We start from the raw sequence: 18,025 nt of genomic DNA, 5'->3' as shown, positions 1-18,025 counted from the left end.
CTTTTTTGTGTCTTGAAGCTGACAGGTCGTTTTGGAGAAGGCCGACCAAGTGGCGCTATGACGTGGTTTTGCGCTCCACGTTGAGTTCCATTTTCCGGTAAAGTGTGGCGATACTGACGCCGAGCATGCTGGCTGTCTTTTCACGACTGCCGTTGTTGAACTTCAAGGTCTCGGCGATGAAGAGCTTCTCCTGGCCGCGAATGAATTCATCCAACGTGCCACCGATGGGCAGGCGCTGTTTGCCTTCGCCACTGGCAGGGTCAAGGGGTGCTTCCACCTTTTGGGTGACCTTGGCAGGCAGATCGCTGGGTTTGATGGAATCCCCTTCCGCGAGGGCGCACGCACGCTCAACTGCGTTGCGCAGTTCGCTGATGTTTCCTGGCCATGGATATTTCTCAAGAAATTCCTCAGCGAAGGCCTCCATCCTCTTCATCCCCCGACCGGAGCGCAGGGCCTGTTCTCTAAGAAAATGCTCCACAAGCAGGGCGATGTCTTCCCGGCGCTCACGAAGTGGCGGGACAATGATAGGCACCACGGAGAGCTTGTAGTAGAGATCTTCACGGAACTTCCCATCGCGAATGGAATCTTCCAGGTGGGCCGTGGTGGAGGTGATGAGGCGGAAGTTAAATCCTGAACCATTGTACATGGTCTGGGAGGAGACCTGCGCCTGCTCCAAAAAGCCGTTCAACTGTGCCTGGATGCGCATGGGCATCTGGTGGATCTCGGCAATATGAATGGTGCCACCACGGGTGCGGGCAAAGATGCTGTTCTGTGGTGAGCCATGACCGAAGAGCTCAGACTCAAGAAGATCTGGCGGCAGAGCGCTGCATTGGATCGCTTTGAAAGGCCCGGAGCTACGCCGACTGCTCTCATGCAGAGCACGGGCGATCAACTGCTTGCCGACCCCGAATTCCCCTTCAAGCAGGACCGGGCTGTCATTGTCGGCGACACGCTGGACAATGCTGAGGATCTTTTGAATGGGAGCACTGCCACCTACCAGACGGGAACTGTTGGCTGCGGAGGGTGGGGCGGCTTGATAGGTGCTGGCGGCCGTGGCGCTCTTCTGTCCCAGCGCTTGTTCGATCGTGCGCTTGAGATCGGCAAGGTCGAAGGGTTTTGTGAGATAATCATAGGCACCCAGTCGCATGGCCTCGACTGCGGTCTCTACGCTGCCGTGACCAGTTACCATGATGATGGCGGTACTGGCGGATTCGGCACGGGTGTGTTTGATAATCTCCAACCCGTCGATATCGCCGATGCGAAGATCCACGATCACCAGATCGGGGCGACTGTCCCTGATGCTGCTCAATCCAGCCATTCCGGTCTGGCATTGCACGACCTCGTGTCCCAAGCCACGGCAAAACTTGGCCATGAGCTCTAATATGGACGCCTCGTCATCAATGATTACCACTTTTGCCATGTTAGGAAGAATGATTGGGTAAGGGAGTTTACAGAAATTTAACCGAGGTTAATCAGAGTACTCCTTTAGGTCAATCGTTTACTTCTCGAAAATGAGAATATATGGTTGTATTCAGGGCTCGGCAGAGCGTGTTCGGTAGGCCAAAAGGGAGTCCCAAGCGCGGGAATAGTCTCCCTGCTCAGCGAGGCGTACGGCATACTCGTACAAGGCACTCGCTGGCGCATTAGGGATTCGTGTTACGTCCCGCAGGGTGGTGAAGGCCTCTGTATCTAGTCCTTGTTGTCGCTGCACTTGGTACAGCGACAGCCCACGCAGAGAGTCCGCCGGATTCTGCAGAAAGCCCCGGGTCAGTTGCCCAAGATCCCGGCCCTCACTTGTGGTGGGAAGGGATGGCTGTCGCATGTGCTTGAACCCAAGCTCACAAGCGTCGCGAAACTTTCCTTCGCCAGCCCAGTGTCGGCCGAGCACGATCCAGCCGCTGGTGCTCCAGTTGGGATTGTGCTGAAGTTCCCGGATGAGCTGGTTCTTGTCTCCGCGGCTGTACCATAGTTCAAAGAGGGACAGCTTCTGGGGTGGCGTGAAGTTGTCCAGACTGGGGTGGCGGTCGAGCAGCTCGCGCAGAGCGACCTGGAAATCGCTTCCGGAGACGCGTTCCAGATAGAGGAGCCGGAGCTTGGGATCTTCGGCCATTGATCGAAGCGGCTCTCGCAGATCGGGAAAGCGATGGATGTTGTCGGCGATTTGTCTGTAGTAGTCGGAGGCATTGCGAGGATCCCGACGAATCGCTTCGCGCAGGGCAGGGAGGGACTGAAGAGGGGAGTGCTCCATCCAGATGAATGCCTCCTGCATGCAGAAGGTAGCGGCATTTGGTTCCAATGCCCGGGCCCGGGAAAAGTCATCCATCACCTGCTGCTGAGGGCGACCAAGCTGGAGGGAGATGGCTGCCCGCATGTAGTAGGCATCCCATCTTAGAGGTTGAGTGGAGATGACCTTGTTCAACGCCTCGATAGCGTCTGCTTCATTTCCGGCGCTGGAAAGTGTCTTGGCAGACTCCAGTTGCATCTTGGCACTGAACGTTCCAGGCAGAACTGCCTCCCCTGACCCCACGACGAGCCATGCGAAGCCGCAGAACAAACAAAACCCACAGGCAGTGTAGCGCAGGATGGGAACCGAGATATTGGCGAGAAGGCGCTTGCCGGGGTGCCAGGCAAGCCCGGCGAGCAGAGCGCCGAAGGTGGTGAGCCCGAGCGTGTGAAGGGGAGTGTCCACAAATCCTTGGAAGAAGAGCAAGGCAACCCCAATTCCCGCTGCAGCGCGAAGGCGCCGGTCACGACGCCCGCTCCCGTCGGATTTCTTCCATTTCCCAAAACCTCTCCAGATGAAATAACCTGCGGTGAGCGCTGCCGCGAGCGCGAGCAGACCGCCTTCGATGCCCAGCCAGAGCCAGTCGCTTTCCGGATGGGCGGTACGGGTGATCATTCCTTCACTCGATGCTGTCTTGTGCAGGGCATACACGGGTTCGAAATTGCCGAGCCCCAATCCGATGAAGGGTGCCTGAGGGATGAGCGCCAGGGATTGCTGGAAGATATTGATCCGACCATCACTGCTCAACGTGGAGACAATGCCCTCTGAACCTGTGAACCGCTGCAGAATGCGCTGGCCGTAGATGAGAAAGACCGTGGCGAGGATCAGTAGAAGGGAGGTAGATACGGCAAAGCGCTTCGCCGACCGCGCCGCATGGGTGCCGGACATCATCCACATCCCAAGACCGGCAAAGAATAACACCACCCCCATACGAGAGGTATTGGCCAGAATCGCCCCGAACATGGGGAGAATGGCGAGGGCAAAAACGGGCCACGACCAGCGTTTGCGGTGGTAGGCATCGTATGTGCAGGCGAAGGCCAGCACCGCTCCGGAGGCCAGCAGGCCGGAGAAGTTGTTCCGGTTGGTAAAGGGACCGTAGTAGTCAATGCGCTCGGTGCCTTGCCAGAAAATCACTTCATAGTCCCCGTAATGCACAACGAGGCTGGCAATGGCGATGCCAGCGATGCCAAGCACCAGCACCTGGAGCAGGGTCCGCCTTTCAGGCTCATCGAACCCCCGGGTGATGCAGGCGCTGAGCCACAGGGTGCCGACTGCGAGCATCAGCACCCCCTGAAGTGTGATCCATGGCTGGGGTGACTGGGTGCCTGGCATGATGATGCCAAAGGCGTCCCGCAAGGTGGTGCGCCATGCCGGAAGGTTCGCGTCTCCGACGGGCAGCAACCCGCACAAGGCAAACCCCAGCATGAGCAGCAAAGGAGCACCGACCCATATAGGCACTCTGAAACGAGGTGGTGCAGCAAAAATGGCTCCGCCAGCCAAGACCGTGGTCAACCCGATCGCGAAAGGAGACCGGTTGCCGCAGATGGATATGGCCAGCAGCGGCACCGCCACCATGAGTAATAAAGCCCACCAGGGGGTGGGCGCGACTGGCAGGATGCTTTTGGAAGGGGGAGAGTCCTCCTCGTCCTCTTCAAGGGGACGACGTTGGGACTTGGGGATGCGTTGTCTTTTGAGCACCTAGGGTACTAGGGGGTGAAGTTTGCTTTTGCTGCGGCCGTGGTTGCGGAATCAAGGGAACCCTCTGCAGGGCTAAACTCAACGCCCGCAAGGCGGCCCCATCTTTCCGTGGCAAGATTGAGTGCAGGAATGAGTTGGTCCGCCTTGGCCACCCAGCGGTCTGCCATGTCCACGTCATCCGGCACATAGAGACGACAGGTCAGGTCAGTAATGAGTGAGAAGTCCAGAGGGCGGAACCCGATCGTTGGCACAAGCTTGACCCCGATGCGCTCCGTACCAAGGCCGAAGAGCGTGAGAAACTCGTCGGCATCGAGGGACCTTTCGGCCTCCCACTCCAGCACTTTGCCATAGGCGGCGGTGTAGAGCATGTCCCGGCGCCGGTTGAGCGCTTCCCTGAACTGGGCCCGTACTTCCCGCCAGCTGCGGACATAGCCAAGGTAGCGGGCTGCTCCCAATCCTAGAAGAAACAGGGCGGCGGTGGCGATGGGAAGGGAAAGACCTCGATTCCAGAATAGACTGATGCCAAAAAGGCTGAGCACCAAGCACACTGTATAGAGTGCAATGAGCGCCTTGGCCTTGCTGAAGCCCAGCAGCATCAGACGATGGTGGATATGCTGGGCATCGGCGCGGAAGATGGGAACTCCGCGCAGGACCCGACGGATGATGGCGAACAGAGTGTCGAGAATCGGCACGCCAAGGGCGATGATCACCACCAGCAGGGAAGCAATGATGGTCCCTTTGTTGGAAGACAGCAGAGAAACAGAGGCGACGAAGAATCCGATGAGGTAGGCTCCTCCATCCCCGAGGAAGATGCGGGCAGGAGGAAGGTTGAAGACGAGAAAGCCCATGAGCGCACCGCTCATGACCACAGAGATGAGCACCACGTCCGGCATCTTCGCAAAGTGGCCGATGAAGGCCAGCGTGAGGCTGAGAAACAGGCCGAAGCCCGTGGCCAGCCCATCCATGCCATCAATGAGATTGATGATGTTGGGGATGGAGATCAGCCAAAGCAGGGTGATCGGCAGCCCCCACCATCCCAGCACGATCTGACCATCGCCAAAGGGGTTGGACAAGTTGTCGATCGAGATGCCCAGTGCATAGAGGATGCAGGCCGCTCCGATCTGGCCAACGAGCTTGACCTTGGCTCCCAAGGGACGGAGGTCATCCGCAAATCCAACGGAGAAGATCAGGAGATTGGTCAAAATGATAGGCCACCACTGGGCGAAGAAGTCTGGAAGCCACCAAGTGGCGAATGCGAAGCCCAGGCACAGCGCCACGAATACGGGAAGTCCGCCCAGCCGGGGCACGGCTGTGACATGCAACTTCCGATGCTGGTCTGGATGATCCATGCCCAGATTGGACCTCTGTCGGATGATGAGCCAGGTGCCGATCGCGCTGACCAAGATGGCTCCCGAGAAGACGAGCCACATCATGAGAGACGGCACCCGGGGAAGGGGCAGGTCCAACGCGAAAACACTGGGGAGGGCAGACATGCGTCAAGAGGGGAGTCGATGCTCGCAGACAAGCGAGTTCAGCCGTTGATGCCAGGCATCCACGGCCAATGATTGATCGTGCGCAAGTCTTTCTCGCATGCGAGGAAAGTTGTTCTTGGACGACGGAGCCAAACATGAATCGGTGATGCGCTGCTTTAGCCAAGCCGCCACCCCGGAGGCATCTCCAGGAACGAAGATGGCAGCCTGGGGGCATTCATGACGCAGCATCCTGGCGATGTCCCCGTCCGGCGGGCCGATCCAGAGCAGCGGGCAACCTAGATGCTTGAGCACGGCCAGCTTCGAAGGCCAGAGCAAGCCTTGTGTTTCTGGCTTTTGGGTTGCGACAACTACGTCTGCCGTCAACAAGGAAACAAGCAGGAGCTCGTCCTGTACGTAGTCCAGCCACTGGCAGTCCTTTAATCCGAGCAGAGCAGCCTGTTTCTTAGCCTGCTCTAGTTGGGGCCCGCGACCTTGAAAAATCAAACTCGCGGGGTGTCCCTCCACCTCAAGAATGCGCTGGGCCTCCAATAGGGTCTCAAAGTCATGGGCACGCCCGAGATTTCCGGAATACAACCATGTAAAGGGCTTTGCCGCCCCCCCCACTGCCGCACGAGGGACAATCTCATCGTCGAGACCTTGCATAATGGAGGTTGGAGGCCACGGCGGTGTTAGCAGCAGCTTCTTGTCTCCGGTAAGCGACAATGCCTTCGCCATGTCCATGTCGAGACAGCCGATCACCTGACAGCGACTGTATCCAACCCTTACTGCATGGTGCAAGAGACGATACGCAGGGTTCGTGGTGGTAACCTCACCCAGCGCCGCTGCGATCTGGGGGTATACATCCATCACCCAGTGGGCCAAAGGCACCCGGCGAATCCTGGAGAGCAGTGCCGCTGTAAAGACGAGCCCGGGAGGGTCGGACAAACAGAGGATGACATCAGGGCGGGGGGCCGTGAGCCCCTCGAGAAGCAACCGCCAATGAGCCCGTGCCTCTTTCGCCCAGCGTCGCCATCCCCCGGACCCGGTGCCTTGACGGTAGCTGCCCCCAGCTGAACGGCTGATCACTTCCCAGCCGCGTGCACGCAAGCCCTCACCCAGCTCGCCGAGCAAACGGGAGGTGGGAGCCGGATCAGGGGCGGTAAATTTGTTCAGGAGAAGGATGCGCATGCGCGGACAGTCGCCTGCTTGTCTATTCGACCCCGTAGAGGGAACCTGGATCCGGGTGCCATTTTCTCCTGAGAAGATAAACGTCCCGGAACATCCGCCATGAATCACGGAAGAGGTGAATCTTGCCGCCGGGGATTTCACTCCAGTCAACCGGAAACTCGATGATGTCACAGCCTGCGTGTCTCAAGGCCATCATTAGGTCCACGTCGAAGGCAAAGCCCATGAGCGTGAGCCGGTCCTGGACGGATTCGAATACGTTGCGCGGGACCACCTTGCAGCCGCACTGGGTGTCGTAGACGGGTACGTGGAGCAACTCGGAAACGAGCGTTGCATAGACACGTCCGACGAGATGCCGGTGAAAGAGGCGATGAACACTGCGTCCCAGCATCTTGACCCTGGAGGCGAACCAGGCGTGCGGGGCAAGCTCCCCTCGGGCGGACCGGATCGCGGTAACCAGCCGGGCAATCTCGGAGGCGGACACGGCCCCATCTGCATCGGCGAACGCCAGCCATTGCTCACCTTGATGGGCAGACCAACCAGCATACACAGTGCCCCCTTTTCCGACGTTCTGCGGCAGAGTCAGCACCGGGCGTACGAATGGGTGGGCGCGGCGGTACTCATCGACCAGCGCGCGAAGTTTCCCGGCTTCATCTTCACCACTCCCGTCGTCCACGACAAGGATGGTGACCCCGCCAACATCCCCCAGCACCTGACAGAGGTCAGAGAGAAAGGGGCGGAGACGGGTGCTCTCGCGAAAGCAGGGAATGACAAGGAGGAAGCTCAACTGATGTGGTACAAGGAGATTAGCCGGAGCGGAACCGACGGTCGAGGAGATGAAGGGCAAGAATGATCTCAGCGAGGACTCGCTGCAACGTGTAGAACCAGCCGCGCCACCCATCGAAGATGAGCCCTTTTGCGAAGAGGCAGTAGATCAATGTCGCCAGCGGGGCGAGAGCCATGGATCTGCGGATCTTGTCTTGAAGGGACAGGCTGGCGGCAGCGGCTGAAGCGAGTTTTGCGGCCTCCAACAGGGCGTACCGGTCCTGTGACTGAATCCACCGGGTGAGCGATTTCCGGTCATCGTGATTGATTAAACTTTCGATCAGGCTGGCCGTTCCCCGAATGTCGAGCAGCTGGGTGTGCCCGTCCTGCCGGTAGGTGCAGGTGTCCTTGCGGAACAGCACGGCACGCGGTGGGTAGAGCGTGGCACGGAGAGGGTGGCCGGCGATGCAGTAGCGAAAGCGTGCGCGATAGGCGACCACTTCTGGAGCTGGTGCAAGAGAAGCCAGTTCAGGCACAAAGCCGGAATCGAGGACATAATCTGCGTCCAGAGCCAGGACCCAGGGGGAATCCGCCAGGGCCACGCCGTGGTTCCACTGGGCGGTGTGATCGTCAAAGACGCGCTGCTGGAAGATGACATTGGGGAAGGATCTGGCAATGGCCTCTGTATCGTCGGTGCTGTGGCTGTCCAGCACCAGCACCCTGGGGAACGCTGCCAGCGGCCCAAGGCAGCGCGCCAGGTTGGGGGCCTCGTTCCAGGTGAGGACAAGGGGGGTGATGTCGGCCAGGTTCACGATACAGCCGGGTTTCCAGTTGCCGCGCCGCTGCCATAGACCCGGTCAGCCAGACGGCAGAGGTTGGTGTAAAACGGTGTGAGCGACCGGAATGAAAGTTCATCGAGACTCTCGGACGGGTCTGGCTGGAGAAAGGCTGCAAGAACCTTCTCATGGCTCTGGTCGCGGCACGCGTTGAGGCCGAGTTTCTCGCCCACTTTGACCGCCGTGGCAGAGAGGGAGCGAGTTGCAAGGGAAAGGTCGTCCATCCCACCATGGCCACCGAAAACAGGCACAAAGACGTCAGGGAAGAACCGCAGCTGCGCGCTGTAGTTTTGGAAGTCGTAGCCAATAATGACCTGCCTCTGGTGTCTGCCCTGGCGAAGAAAGACAGTGGAGGTCCCTTCGGCGAAGCTCATGTCTGCAGCGATGGACTCAACTTCGCCACGAGTATTGTAATGGGCGTCGCAACGGTTGATGGTGGCGGCACTTTGGAAGAACACCCAGGCGAGATCGAGGAAATGAAGCCCGTAGTCTGTCAGCAGGATGCGGTGTTCCCGCTCACGGCGCATCCAGGGTGCCATCTCGTTGGCAGGAGAGGGTGTCTCGAAATGGAGTGTGGTCCGGAGGATCCGGCCCGGGTGATGTTGTTGCAGATACCGGCGGAAGGCCAGGACATTGGACTTGAAGCGGTAGTTGTGCAGGACAAAGACCGAGCGGTCCTTCGCCCAGTTGACCACCGCCTCCCATTGACCAGAGGAATTGAGCAGCGGCTTCTCGACGAGAAGGTGCCTCAGGTGGGAAGGTGTGTCTGCCTGCAGGGGCTCACGCGCGTGCAACGGCGCTGTGACCACGGCATGGGAAATGTGGCTGGGGATTCCCCGGGACTTGAGAATGGGCAGTGCGGGGAACTCGTCGGCCGGAAAGGGGGCGGGGTCCTCCCAGGCTATTTCCTGAATCCCGCCGAGCTGTTGAAGGGCGGGCAGATGCTTCTGCCGGACGATCCTGCCCATGCCATAGTAAGCGACCTTCCTCACATGGTCGTGCGTCTTTGCATCGTCGATCACGGTCTGGCCCGGCCAGACAGACTGGCGCTCCACCTTCTCGATCTGGAGGAGTCGAGTTTTCCATTCGAGCGAGAAATCGACGTCCAAGGTGGAAGACGTCTTGGAACAGTCGTAGTCGCGCCGGCCGAGATTGTGCTCAAAGGTGCGATCCAGCCGCATCCAGCGCCGTTTCAGCAACGAGAGGGGAAGAGACACGGACAACAGTCCCAGCTTCCAGAACCACGCAGGGAGATGCAGCGCCCGTTTACCCCGCCCCAGCGCCTCACACATGAATTTCAGGTATTCACCGCGTGAGGGCGGGTCTGGCATGACCGCCATGTAGGTCTCAGCCGTCTCCGCCGCGGCCGGGATGTCTAGCAGCCGGGCCACGCAGGCATGCACCGCATCGCGTTCAATCAGTGGGATGGTGGTGCGATGGCTGCCCATTCCCAACATCCACCCGCCCGGGAGGGCCCGACCCATGCCCACCATGGGGTCCAGAATGCCCTCGCCCAAAATGAAGCCGGGTCTCAGCACAAAGAGAGGTGATTCCTTCCAGGTGGAACGCACGACACGCTCGGCCGCAATCTTGATGCGCGCATACTCCCCCTTCCACGGATGGTCTTCCAAAGGGGCGTTTTCATCAGCCAGTCCAAGATTCGAGGAAAGAACACTGATCGAGGAGATCATAATGAGCCGCGAAGGGTTCAGCTTGCGCGCTGCGTCCAGAATCTGATGCCACAGCTCCTCGTTCTCCCTGACGTTTCGAAACTTCACCAGGGCGTAGACAAGGACGGCGTCACAGGAACCCATCTCCGCGACGGCGAGATCCAGTTGATCGTAGGGGCCACGCAGGGACCGCCCGGTTCGCTGAAACACCGGAGCCCGGTCAAAGGTCCAGACCTCGTGACCTTTAGACTCCAGAAAGACGGGGAGACCCTGGGCCGCGAAACTGGAAGAACCAAACAAAAGAATTCTCATGAGCGGGAGGGGAGTGTCTGAGAGGCTTCGTAAGCCTCCATGAGCTGCGAGGCCACGGTTTCCCAGGAGTGATGGGCCGCGACGTATTGTCGTGCGCGCTGGGCGGTTTTTTCCCGGTCGGATGTTTGCAGGCAGGCTGCTTTCAATGCTTCGGTGAGCGCCTTTGGATCTGGAGTCGTCACCAAGCCGAGATTTGCCGCGCGGACGCTGTCGGCAAGGCCCACCGCATCCGAGATGACCACGGGCAGGCCGGAGGCGAGCGCTTCGATGACCACGATGCCGAAGTTCTCAGAATAGGATGGCAGGACAAAGAAGTCCGATCCGGCCAGGAGGCTCCATTTGCGGTCTCCTTCGACATGCCCCACCCAGTGAACCCGGTCTTCAACCCCCAGGCTTCGGGCCAGATCCTGAAGCGATTGGACGTAGGCCGGATGGCCGTCTCCTGCGACGATGAGGTCGAGCTCGGGACCCCGGAGCTGTGCCATCGACTGGAGCAGCATCTCTATCCCCTTCTTCTCATGAATCCTCGAAAGGAAGATGGCGAGCGTGCGTCCCGGAGGGAGACCGAGCTCGGACTCGATTTGTTTCCGCGCACCCGGATAGAGTTTTGGCAGCGGTACTCCAAGGGGAATCTCCCGGACGGGGCTGGAGATGCCCAGAGCCTGGGCATCACGCGTCTCCATGGGAGAGGTGGAGTGGAGAAATGCGGCGTGGTTCAAGTTGCGTCGGCCCACCAGGCTCAGGTGCAGTCTCTTGACGAGGCTGCGCTGTCCCAGTGACCAGTCGCAGAGCTGGCCCAGCAGGCTGACCGCATAGGGCAACTGGCGGCGGAACGCCTGGCGCGCCGCCACGCTGGAGGGGTAGGAAAAGACGGTGTGCAGGTGAAGGAACGAATAATCTCCCAGATGCCTCTGTAACCACGGCCCAAACTCGGGAGCATAGGTGAAGCCAACCAGGGTGTGCTGACGGACAGGGATCCGGGGGATAAACCAGACAGGGAGGCCTTCGTGTTCTACCCAGCGACCCAAGGTCACGTTCATGCGCTGTCCAACGTCGTCATCCGTGGAGACAATCCGGGCGTCCGTGCCCTGGTCGCGCAGGGCGCGCACCATGCCCAGCACCGCGGTGGTGGATCCTCCGTGGGCGGGAGCGATGGAGGGGATGAGATGGAGGACAGGCTTCAGATCCAGAAGTGGGGAATTGAAAAGTTGGCTCAGGCGTCCAGACGGGAGGCGTGGAGGTGGGAAGGATCTGCCCATCTGACCTGATAGCCCCAGGATTTGAGCATGCGGACAATACGGCCGGGCGCGTCCCCCCTGTTGCGTTCATCCAGGCGCGCAAAGTGGACTTCAATGAAGACATGGCGACTCCGGAGGCTTGAAAAAGTGGCAGCGCCGCCAAGCAAAACTTCCTCTTCGAACCCTTCCACATCAATTTTGGTAACGGTGGGGGCAGTGACTGCATTTGTGCCCACGGCTTCATCAATTGTGTTTACATAAACCTCAACCAGGTGTCCCGAAGGCTTCGAGCTGTGGTCGTCGCCAAGATGGGCCGTCGTGGTGATCGCAACGCCAGAGAGGGTGTCACCAAGGTCAAACATTGCTAGCCCCGTGCGTTCAGCAAGTGCTTCATTTCGAGTTTCGATGGGAGCTCCTGGACCACCCATCGCTGCGGTCTTCTGAAGCTCCAAAAAAGCAGCTGGGAGAGGTTCAAACGCCACCACCTTGCCTAGCTCTCCCGTCCATTCCGCGAATTGGCGGGAATAGAAACCCACATTTGCACCGATGTCCCAAATGACGTCTCCGGGGATGATCGAATGCCGCAACGCGGCGGCAAAGGACTCTTCATACGAAGAGGGCTTGCGCATCCGGTTCAAGAGTTGAATCATGCCAATGCGCCTGGCCCAATGGCGAATTTTTCTGACTGCTGGCAGGTGATACAGGTTCATCATTTCAAGGCTTGTGTGCTGCAGTTTGGTCCAGTACTGACAGGTAGGACTGGCTCATCTCCCGCATGAAGCCTGCGGAGGTAAACTGGGCTGCACGGATTTTTCCCGCCCTGACTTTCTCTTCCCGCCATGCGGGGCCGAGGGCAAGGCATTTGGCGATCGTGGCCGCAGCATCGGCGGGATTCTCCGGATCAATGTACTCTGCGGCCGGGCCCCCAATTTCAGTGAGCGGTGCCCGGTTAGATGTAAAAACAGGACAGCCGCAAGCCATGGCTTCAAGAGGCGGCCAGCCAAAGCCCTCCTCCAGAGAGGGAAAGATGAGGGCTGTCGCCTGATTGTAAGCCAGTCGGATGGCCTCGTTGGAGGGACGGGGATGGCAGGTTACACGAGAGTGGAGTTGAAGCTCAGTGAGCACTGCCAGTTCGTGGTCCTGAAGCGGTTCTCCATAGAGATGGAGGGGAGGCACCCTGGCGTCGAGAGTGCAGAGCTCCCCATACAGCCTCAACAGACCTGTCCTGTTTTTGTACCAGGCACTATTACCCACGTGGAGCAGGAAGGGCGATATGGAAGCGTCGGTGCTGACTGACTCACAAAAAAATGGGTCGAGTGGTACGTGAACCCTGCGAAGCTGTGGCATGGGGTTGCTGCCATCAAACAGGCGTTGACAGTCACTCAATGTCTTGTCGGAATCGCAGATGACCGCTTGAGAACGTTGAAGTGTCTGCACCACTCGGGAGTGGAACCACTGCCCCAAGCTTCGCTGCTTGGACCTCGAACCGGTTGGTGTGAGAAGTGCTGCCTTTGCTGCAATCAAATCATGACAGGTGATCAGGACTGGGGCCGTTGGCCGGCCACGCAGGTATAAGGCGTTCCCTTGGTCCAGAATATGAAGGAGAACCGGTCCAGAGGATTGAAGCTCGTGGACCGTCCTGGCAAGTCGCGCTGGGAAGAGCATGAACTTGTCAAGGTAGGTCAAGTGCTTCCGGAGGCGGCCCAAGATTCTTGAAAAGCGACCGAAGGTTACCTCCGGCTTGTGGAGGCTCGCCTGGACACCTTCTTGAGTCAGTCCATCCTTGAGCAACTGGGCGTAGCGCTCCATGCTGTGCTGTCGGTCTGGCAAGTAGGGGCCTGCCAGCACGATGTGAGCATCGGTGAGCTTCGGTCCATGATCAAGATGTCGGCTCACGTGGAAGTCGATGGGGAATGACGTTTTGCCAGCCAGCTCAGAACGCTGAGTGCTGGCAGCGGCATCCGATAGCTAGTGTATCTACGAAGATGGCGTGGAATGATACAAAACGCTTGCCGCAGACCGGCGGTCCATCCGCGGCGGACTGCCCAAACGATACGAGACAGCAGTTGCAACGGTACCAAGGGCCATAAAATCACAGGATAGCGCAGATACCCCAACAAGGCGATGTTGGCGATGGAGTACGCGAGGACATTGTGGGAGGGGGGAGTGGCATAGGGATCTTTGTGGTACACCCGTAGCTGTGGCGTTTCGAGGATCACAGCACCAAGAGCGTGCAACTGGAGGCTAAGGTCCACTTCTTCCATGCCGTACGCGACCGGCACTGGGACGTAACCCCGGGTGCGTTCGTACCAAGTTTTGTTGTAGATGCAACCGCACCCGGAGAAGACCGGGATTTCTGAGCGTTTGACTGTACGGGTTGATGACGGATCGACGTCTTGGTCGTGCAAGGTAATTGCGCTGAAAACTGCGCAATCTGGCGAAGCCTCCACCGCTTGCCGAACAGCCTCGAAGTAGTCTGCATCCAACGGATACGAATCGTCATCGAAGTTTGCAATCCAATTGTGAAAAGCCTCTCGAACAAGACGATCACGGCTTCCCCCTGGGCCCAGAAGGCAGTCACTCGAGACTAGACGAACAGTTGGGAATTCTAACCGCACCATATCCAGAACGCTCGAATCTGATCCATCAGCATGAACGAGGATCTCTGCAGGGGCAGGTCTGCAGCTTTGAATCCGATGCAAAGTTTCCCGCAGTTCCCTTACTCTTTGACAAGCAGGAACGATGGCGGAAATGGCGATTCTCGCTTCATCCATAGAATCCTACTTGCTGGTACCAGGCAAGGCCCTCTGAGGATGAGGGAGGGGCGCGGGTGTGCTGCGCTGATCAGCCGGACGCCGAGAGCGATGCGCTGCGAACGTCGTGCAGAAGGGGATCAAGGTGATGCCGTACATCGCCCAAAACAAGAATTGGGCCGTGTGATTCAACATGAACTGCAACTGAAGGTGCACAATCTGGAATGTCAGGAGGAAGACATTCAGGTTCTTGAAAAATGGGGATGGAGAGCGGCCAATGTTCTGGAAGGTGAGGTAGATCAACCCTAGGCGAAGTGCATACCATGCGAGGAACCCAACCACTCCAAGTTCGATGAGAATTTGCGTGGGCTCCGACTCCATGGGAGGGGGCGGGGTATGTGGGGGGGAGTGCCCAAAAAAACTCCTTACCGCATAGGTTGCCGGGTGAGTGACGCCAATGCCCAAGCCCGTCCATCCCCCGGCTTCAAACCCGCTCTCCAGGGCAGTGGCCGTTTGAAATATTCTATCAAACATCTCCTGGTTGGCTTCTGCTGACCCAGTTCGCTGCTGGTAGGCAGCGGTTGCATCCTGGAACAGGAATCGCACCGCAATCAGCGCGATACCAAGAGCGATGGTGACAGCAATCGATCCCTTGGATTTGCCTGATGACTTGATGAAAAAGCTAGCACAAAACATCACCAGAATAACGATACCCTGTCCGAGAACGGCAGCACGGGAGCCGCTCATCAAGGAGTTAGCCACCGTGAGAGGCAGCACTCCTGCAAGCAAGATAACCCGGAAACGGACGGCCGGAGAGGTAAGAATGGAGAGTGTGATGCCAGTGACCGTAACCAGGTAGGCAACCATTCCTGAGATGAAGGAAAAGGTGCCAGTAATGCGCGCGTGGTCGGCGAGGCCGAATGATGCCACATTTTGGGCTTGGACACCGTACACTGTGTTCTCAAGATTTCCCGCCTCGTGTGCATAGACGTTCAACAGTGAAAAGCGTGAGGAGAAAAATTGAAGGGTTCCCAGAAGGCAAATAGGGAGCGCAAGCAAGGCAAACCAGGAGAGTTGACGAACAACATCCTTTTCGTCCTTGAAAAGGAAGGGCATCATAAATGCCATGGGGATGTAGAAGAGGTAAATTTTGAGTCCCAGAATTGCCGCAGGTATGGATCCTATGTTCGGATTGAGAGCGCTGAGAAAAACGATGGCTCCCACCAGGGTGACTAGCAGGGTAGGACCGTTCACTTTGACCCGCCTTATCTCGGGTTCAGGGAAAAGAAAGAAACGGGCATAAGCTCCTGCGAGAAAGATGTCTTTCAGGAAGTAGACAATCTCCTGTGCCTGGGGCAGGCCCCATTTGCGAATTGCGCCTTCCAAGAGGGCTGCTATGACGGCCACTTTGATGCTCAATCGCCAGTTGACGAATGACCATAGGAAGATGGCTGCTGCGCCGGCGGCCCCAAAAATGAGGATGTGTTCTTTGGTAAGCGGACCCATGAAGATGTGCGTGGAGCTTCTGGCTCGTCTTAATTTCTGTTTTTGAATACGGCTTCCGGGGCTTTCGTCTTGATCAAGTTTGCGAAGTGTTCACCCATCCGGCTGATGTTGTGCATGTTGTACCACGTATGGGCGTTGCTGGCCACGGATTCAGAAGGATAGGTGGATTCGAACAGACCTTGCACATGTTGCCCCACCACAATTCCGTCCTCCAGGGTGCCTGATCCTTCATGGATGAAGGTTGCCAGACCATGGGCGCAATACGCAGCAAACAAGCTGGATTTTCCGAGGTAAGCCGGATCGTAGTCCGAAAAGGCAAATCTACAATCCGCCAGCGCGGCCGAAACTTTTTCCGGAGGCAGAATGCCATGAGTGACTGTCGGGATGCCTGGGTCGAAGTCTGCGGGAAGTGGATGGCGAAAGACGACCAGTTTCGAAGCTTTGCTCAGTTCGATGGCGCGGAGCAGTCGTGGTCGCAGTGTCGCCCATTTGGCCGGCGGCATGGGCCAGCCAAAGAATGCTATGGCGTTGTCTCTCTGCGAGAGTTCACGAGTAAAAGCTGGTTCTCCAAAACCCGATGAAACAGGCAGGACGGTTGTCTTTTGCAGATGGCCCGGATTTTTGCGGAGAAGCTCGGCAGCGTATGCTGCGCGATTGGTGACCACGGCGCTCGCGGTCCTGTACAGGCGGCTGATGATCCACTGTTGAATGGGCCAGTTCCAAAAAGAGCTTGAGCGCCAGGTGGTGCCTCTGCTGCCCAGTTCGTGAAACATGACCACGATTGGCATGGCAGGGCGAACTTTCTTGAGCTTGAGCAGTGCGAGGGCGAGCCAGAGTGGCGTTCCCCGCTTGGCGAAGCCGTAGGCGGAGTAGTGGAGAATCAATCCCTCCGATCCAGGTCGCTCCATCAACTGGGATGCGAACTCCCTTGGGTGATGCCTCGTCGCACCGACGAGACCGAACGCGCCCCACTTTTCGACACCGGGTGCAGGGGGGGCGCCGGAAACAAAAGTGGTTTCAATCCCATGCTGAGACCTCAGCGCTCGTGCGAGGTTGAGCGAGTAGTCAGCGACGCCGCAGATGGGGGGCGGCACTCTGGGGATGATCTGGAGGATTTTCATCGATCCGGCTGACCCTCCGCTTTGCCGATTGTGCCCAGAATGGCTGCTTCCAGCTTGGAGACATTGTCAGGGCCGTAGAGTGACGATTTGATGACCTCAAAGTGAAGAGGAGGCGGGGGGGATGACAAGAGAGCGTCAATTTTCGGCGCCATGGCATCTTCCTCCAGGTCGTCGCAAGTCACGCCCAGGTGGTGATCCTGCACCAGGGTGGCCAGGCTGCTGTCCAGAGGCGTGTGCGCAAAGACGGGACGATGACATTGCAGGTAAGTGGACAGCTTGGTGGGAAGGCTTGTCTGTCTGAAGACCCTCGCATTTGGGGCGAAGGGGTACATCGCATACAACATCTGGCAGGTCGAAAGGTGAGCAATGGCCGCCGCTTCGTCCAGATTGGGGAAATCGTAGATGATGCCGGTTGTCCCCAGTGCGACCTGCAATCGAGCCCTGTCCAATGAACCACCTCCTACCAGGACAAGTTCAGGGATTTTACCTAGTTTCCGGGCGGTTGTGCCAAAGGCATGGAGGAAGGCCAGGAATTCGCGCTGGGAGTAGAGGTTCCCAATATGACCCACCCGGAGGGAGGTCGGGTTATCGTCTTGGATTGGTTGCTGGTATCGGTCAAGCAGGTAGGGATGCACGACCGTGGACGTCAAACTATAACGGGTGCGGTAGTAGCGAGCCATTGGTTCGCTGATGACGTCGATGGTTGAAGCACTGCGCAACAGCTTCAACCACGCCCTCCTCATCAGGGGCGCGAGCCACCAGTACCTTTTTGAGCGGCCCGCAATTCCATCAGCCTGGTCATCCTGAACACTCACATGCAGGGGCAGTGAGGATTTGGCGCGAAGCAAATTGCCCAGCGGAATGCACTCATTCATGGCCACGATCCAGCAACCATCCGCCTTCCGGTCCAGGATGCTTTGCAGATGGTGCTGGAGGTGCGAGCTGGGCAAGCCCGACCAAAGAGCCAAGGACCGGGGGAGGTCTTGTAGCAGTGGCCCACCGATGAGATTGGGCCCGAGGCTGTGGGCGTTGGGGAAAGTCGAAGGTGGCGAGCCAAAGTACAACCATTCTACTTCCAGCGCCTTGAAGTGAGGGAGCAGCTTCCGCAGATGAGCGGAGCCTCCCCCGATGTCAGGATGGAAGGGGGTGATGAGCAAGACCTTCGGCATCAGAGGGGGCGGCATT

General features: G+C 58.3%; 13 protein-coding genes. All 13 read right to left on the bottom strand.

What is annotated here, in order from left to right:
- Positions 1 to 55 precede the first annotated feature (55 nt).
- Entirely contained in the window at positions 56 to 1,420 is a 1,365-nt protein-coding gene (locus tag BV034_RS29250; protein ID WP_050030481.1) for a sigma-54 dependent transcriptional regulator, read from the bottom strand.
- Between the two features lie 111 nt (positions 1,421 to 1,531).
- Positions 1,532 to 3,982 carry an O-antigen ligase family protein gene (locus tag BV034_RS29245; RefSeq protein WP_265593601.1) on the bottom strand — a complete coding sequence of 817 codons (2,451 nt, stop codon included), beginning with the start codon at positions 3,980 to 3,982 and terminating at the stop codon, positions 1,532 to 1,534.
- Between the two features lie 8 nt (positions 3,983 to 3,990).
- The gene (locus BV034_RS29240) at positions 3,991 to 5,475 is read right to left on the bottom strand and encodes an MraY family glycosyltransferase (protein WP_050030479.1); all 1,485 of its coding nucleotides are present in this window, start codon (positions 5,473 to 5,475) and stop codon (positions 3,991 to 3,993) included.
- 3 nt (positions 5,476 to 5,478) lie between these two features.
- Positions 5,479 to 6,642 (bottom strand): glycosyltransferase, encoded by a 1,164-nt coding sequence (locus BV034_RS29235; RefSeq protein ID WP_050030478.1) that lies wholly within the window; start codon positions 6,640 to 6,642, stop codon positions 5,479 to 5,481.
- 22 nt (positions 6,643 to 6,664) lie between these two features.
- Complete coding sequence (locus tag BV034_RS29230) at positions 6,665 to 7,426, bottom strand: glycosyltransferase (RefSeq protein WP_050030477.1); 762 nt, start codon at positions 7,424 to 7,426, stop codon at positions 6,665 to 6,667.
- Between the two features lie 19 nt (positions 7,427 to 7,445).
- The gene (locus tag BV034_RS29225; RefSeq protein ID WP_050030476.1) at positions 7,446 to 8,216 is read right to left on the bottom strand and encodes a glycosyltransferase family 2 protein; all 771 of its coding nucleotides are present in this window, start codon (positions 8,214 to 8,216) and stop codon (positions 7,446 to 7,448) included.
- Positions 8,213 to 10,222: an NAD-dependent epimerase/dehydratase family protein gene (locus BV034_RS29220; protein ID WP_050030475.1), complete on the bottom strand. Its 2,010-nt coding sequence runs from the start codon at positions 10,220 to 10,222 to the stop codon at positions 8,213 to 8,215. The genes BV034_RS29225 and BV034_RS29220 overlap by 4 nt, the downstream gene beginning before the upstream one ends.
- Positions 10,219 to 11,481: a glycosyltransferase gene (locus tag BV034_RS29215; RefSeq protein ID WP_050030474.1), complete on the bottom strand. Its 1,263-nt coding sequence runs from the start codon at positions 11,479 to 11,481 to the stop codon at positions 10,219 to 10,221. The genes BV034_RS29220 and BV034_RS29215 overlap by 4 nt, the downstream gene beginning before the upstream one ends.
- Entirely contained in the window at positions 11,436 to 12,173 is a 738-nt protein-coding gene (locus BV034_RS29210) for an FkbM family methyltransferase (RefSeq protein WP_050030473.1), read from the bottom strand. The genes BV034_RS29215 and BV034_RS29210 overlap by 46 nt, the downstream gene beginning before the upstream one ends.
- A gap of 1 nt (position 12,174) precedes the next feature.
- Positions 12,175 to 12,807, bottom strand: coding sequence for a glycosyltransferase (locus tag BV034_RS36540; RefSeq protein ID WP_265593600.1), 633 nt, complete (start codon positions 12,805 to 12,807; stop codon positions 12,175 to 12,177).
- A 1,433-nt stretch (positions 12,808 to 14,240) separates the two neighbouring features.
- A complete protein-coding gene (locus BV034_RS29200) occupies positions 14,241 to 15,719 on the bottom strand; it encodes an O-antigen ligase family protein (protein ID WP_050030471.1) in 1,479 nt (492 codons plus the stop codon).
- A gap of 29 nt (positions 15,720 to 15,748) precedes the next feature.
- Entirely contained in the window at positions 15,749 to 16,492 is a 744-nt protein-coding gene (locus BV034_RS29195; RefSeq protein ID WP_265593599.1) for a hypothetical protein, read from the bottom strand.
- A 344-nt stretch (positions 16,493 to 16,836) separates the two neighbouring features.
- Positions 16,837 to 18,024: a hypothetical protein gene (locus BV034_RS29190; RefSeq protein WP_050030469.1), complete on the bottom strand. Its 1,188-nt coding sequence runs from the start codon at positions 18,022 to 18,024 to the stop codon at positions 16,837 to 16,839.
- Position 18,025: the final 1 nt, after the last annotated feature.

The organism is Verrucomicrobium sp. BvORR034 (genome assembly GCF_000739635.1).
GTDB lineage: Bacteria > Verrucomicrobiota > Verrucomicrobiia > Verrucomicrobiales > Verrucomicrobiaceae > Verrucomicrobium.
The sequence above is the reverse complement of the archived record's forward strand: the minus strand, read 5'-3'. Positions and strand labels throughout refer to the sequence as shown.

What these genes read in the sequence shown, in the direction of transcription:
- BV034_RS29200 (WP_050030471.1), bottom strand. Translation starts at nt 15,719, where the DNA reads ATGGGTCCGCTTACCAAAGAACACATCCTCATTTTTGGGGCCGCCGGC.
- BV034_RS29240 (WP_050030479.1), bottom strand. Translation starts at nt 5,475, where the DNA reads ATGTCTGCCCTCCCCAGTGTTTTCGCGTTGGACCTGCCCCTTCCCCGG.
- BV034_RS29195 (WP_265593599.1), bottom strand. Translation starts at nt 16,492, where the DNA reads ATGTTTCACGAACTGGGCAGCAGAGGCACCACCTGGCGCTCAAGCTCT.
- BV034_RS29210 (WP_050030473.1), bottom strand. Translation starts at nt 12,173, where the DNA reads ATGATGAACCTGTATCACCTGCCAGCAGTCAGAAAAATTCGCCATTGG.
- BV034_RS29250 (WP_050030481.1), bottom strand. Translation starts at nt 1,420, where the DNA reads ATGGCAAAAGTGGTAATCATTGATGACGAGGCGTCCATATTAGAGCTC.
- BV034_RS29215 (WP_050030474.1), bottom strand. Translation starts at nt 11,481, where the DNA reads ATGGGCAGATCCTTCCCACCTCCACGCCTCCCGTCTGGACGCCTGAGC.
- BV034_RS36540 (WP_265593600.1), bottom strand. Translation starts at nt 12,807, where the DNA reads ATGCCACAGCTTCGCAGGGTTCACGTACCACTCGACCCATTTTTTTGT.
- BV034_RS29190 (WP_050030469.1), bottom strand. Translation starts at nt 18,024, where the DNA reads ATGCCGCCCCCTCTGATGCCGAAGGTCTTGCTCATCACCCCCTTCCAT.
- BV034_RS29235 (WP_050030478.1), bottom strand. Translation starts at nt 6,642, where the DNA reads ATGCGCATCCTTCTCCTGAACAAATTTACCGCCCCTGATCCGGCTCCC.
- BV034_RS29220 (WP_050030475.1), bottom strand. Translation starts at nt 10,222, where the DNA reads ATGAGAATTCTTTTGTTTGGTTCTTCCAGTTTCGCGGCCCAGGGTCTC.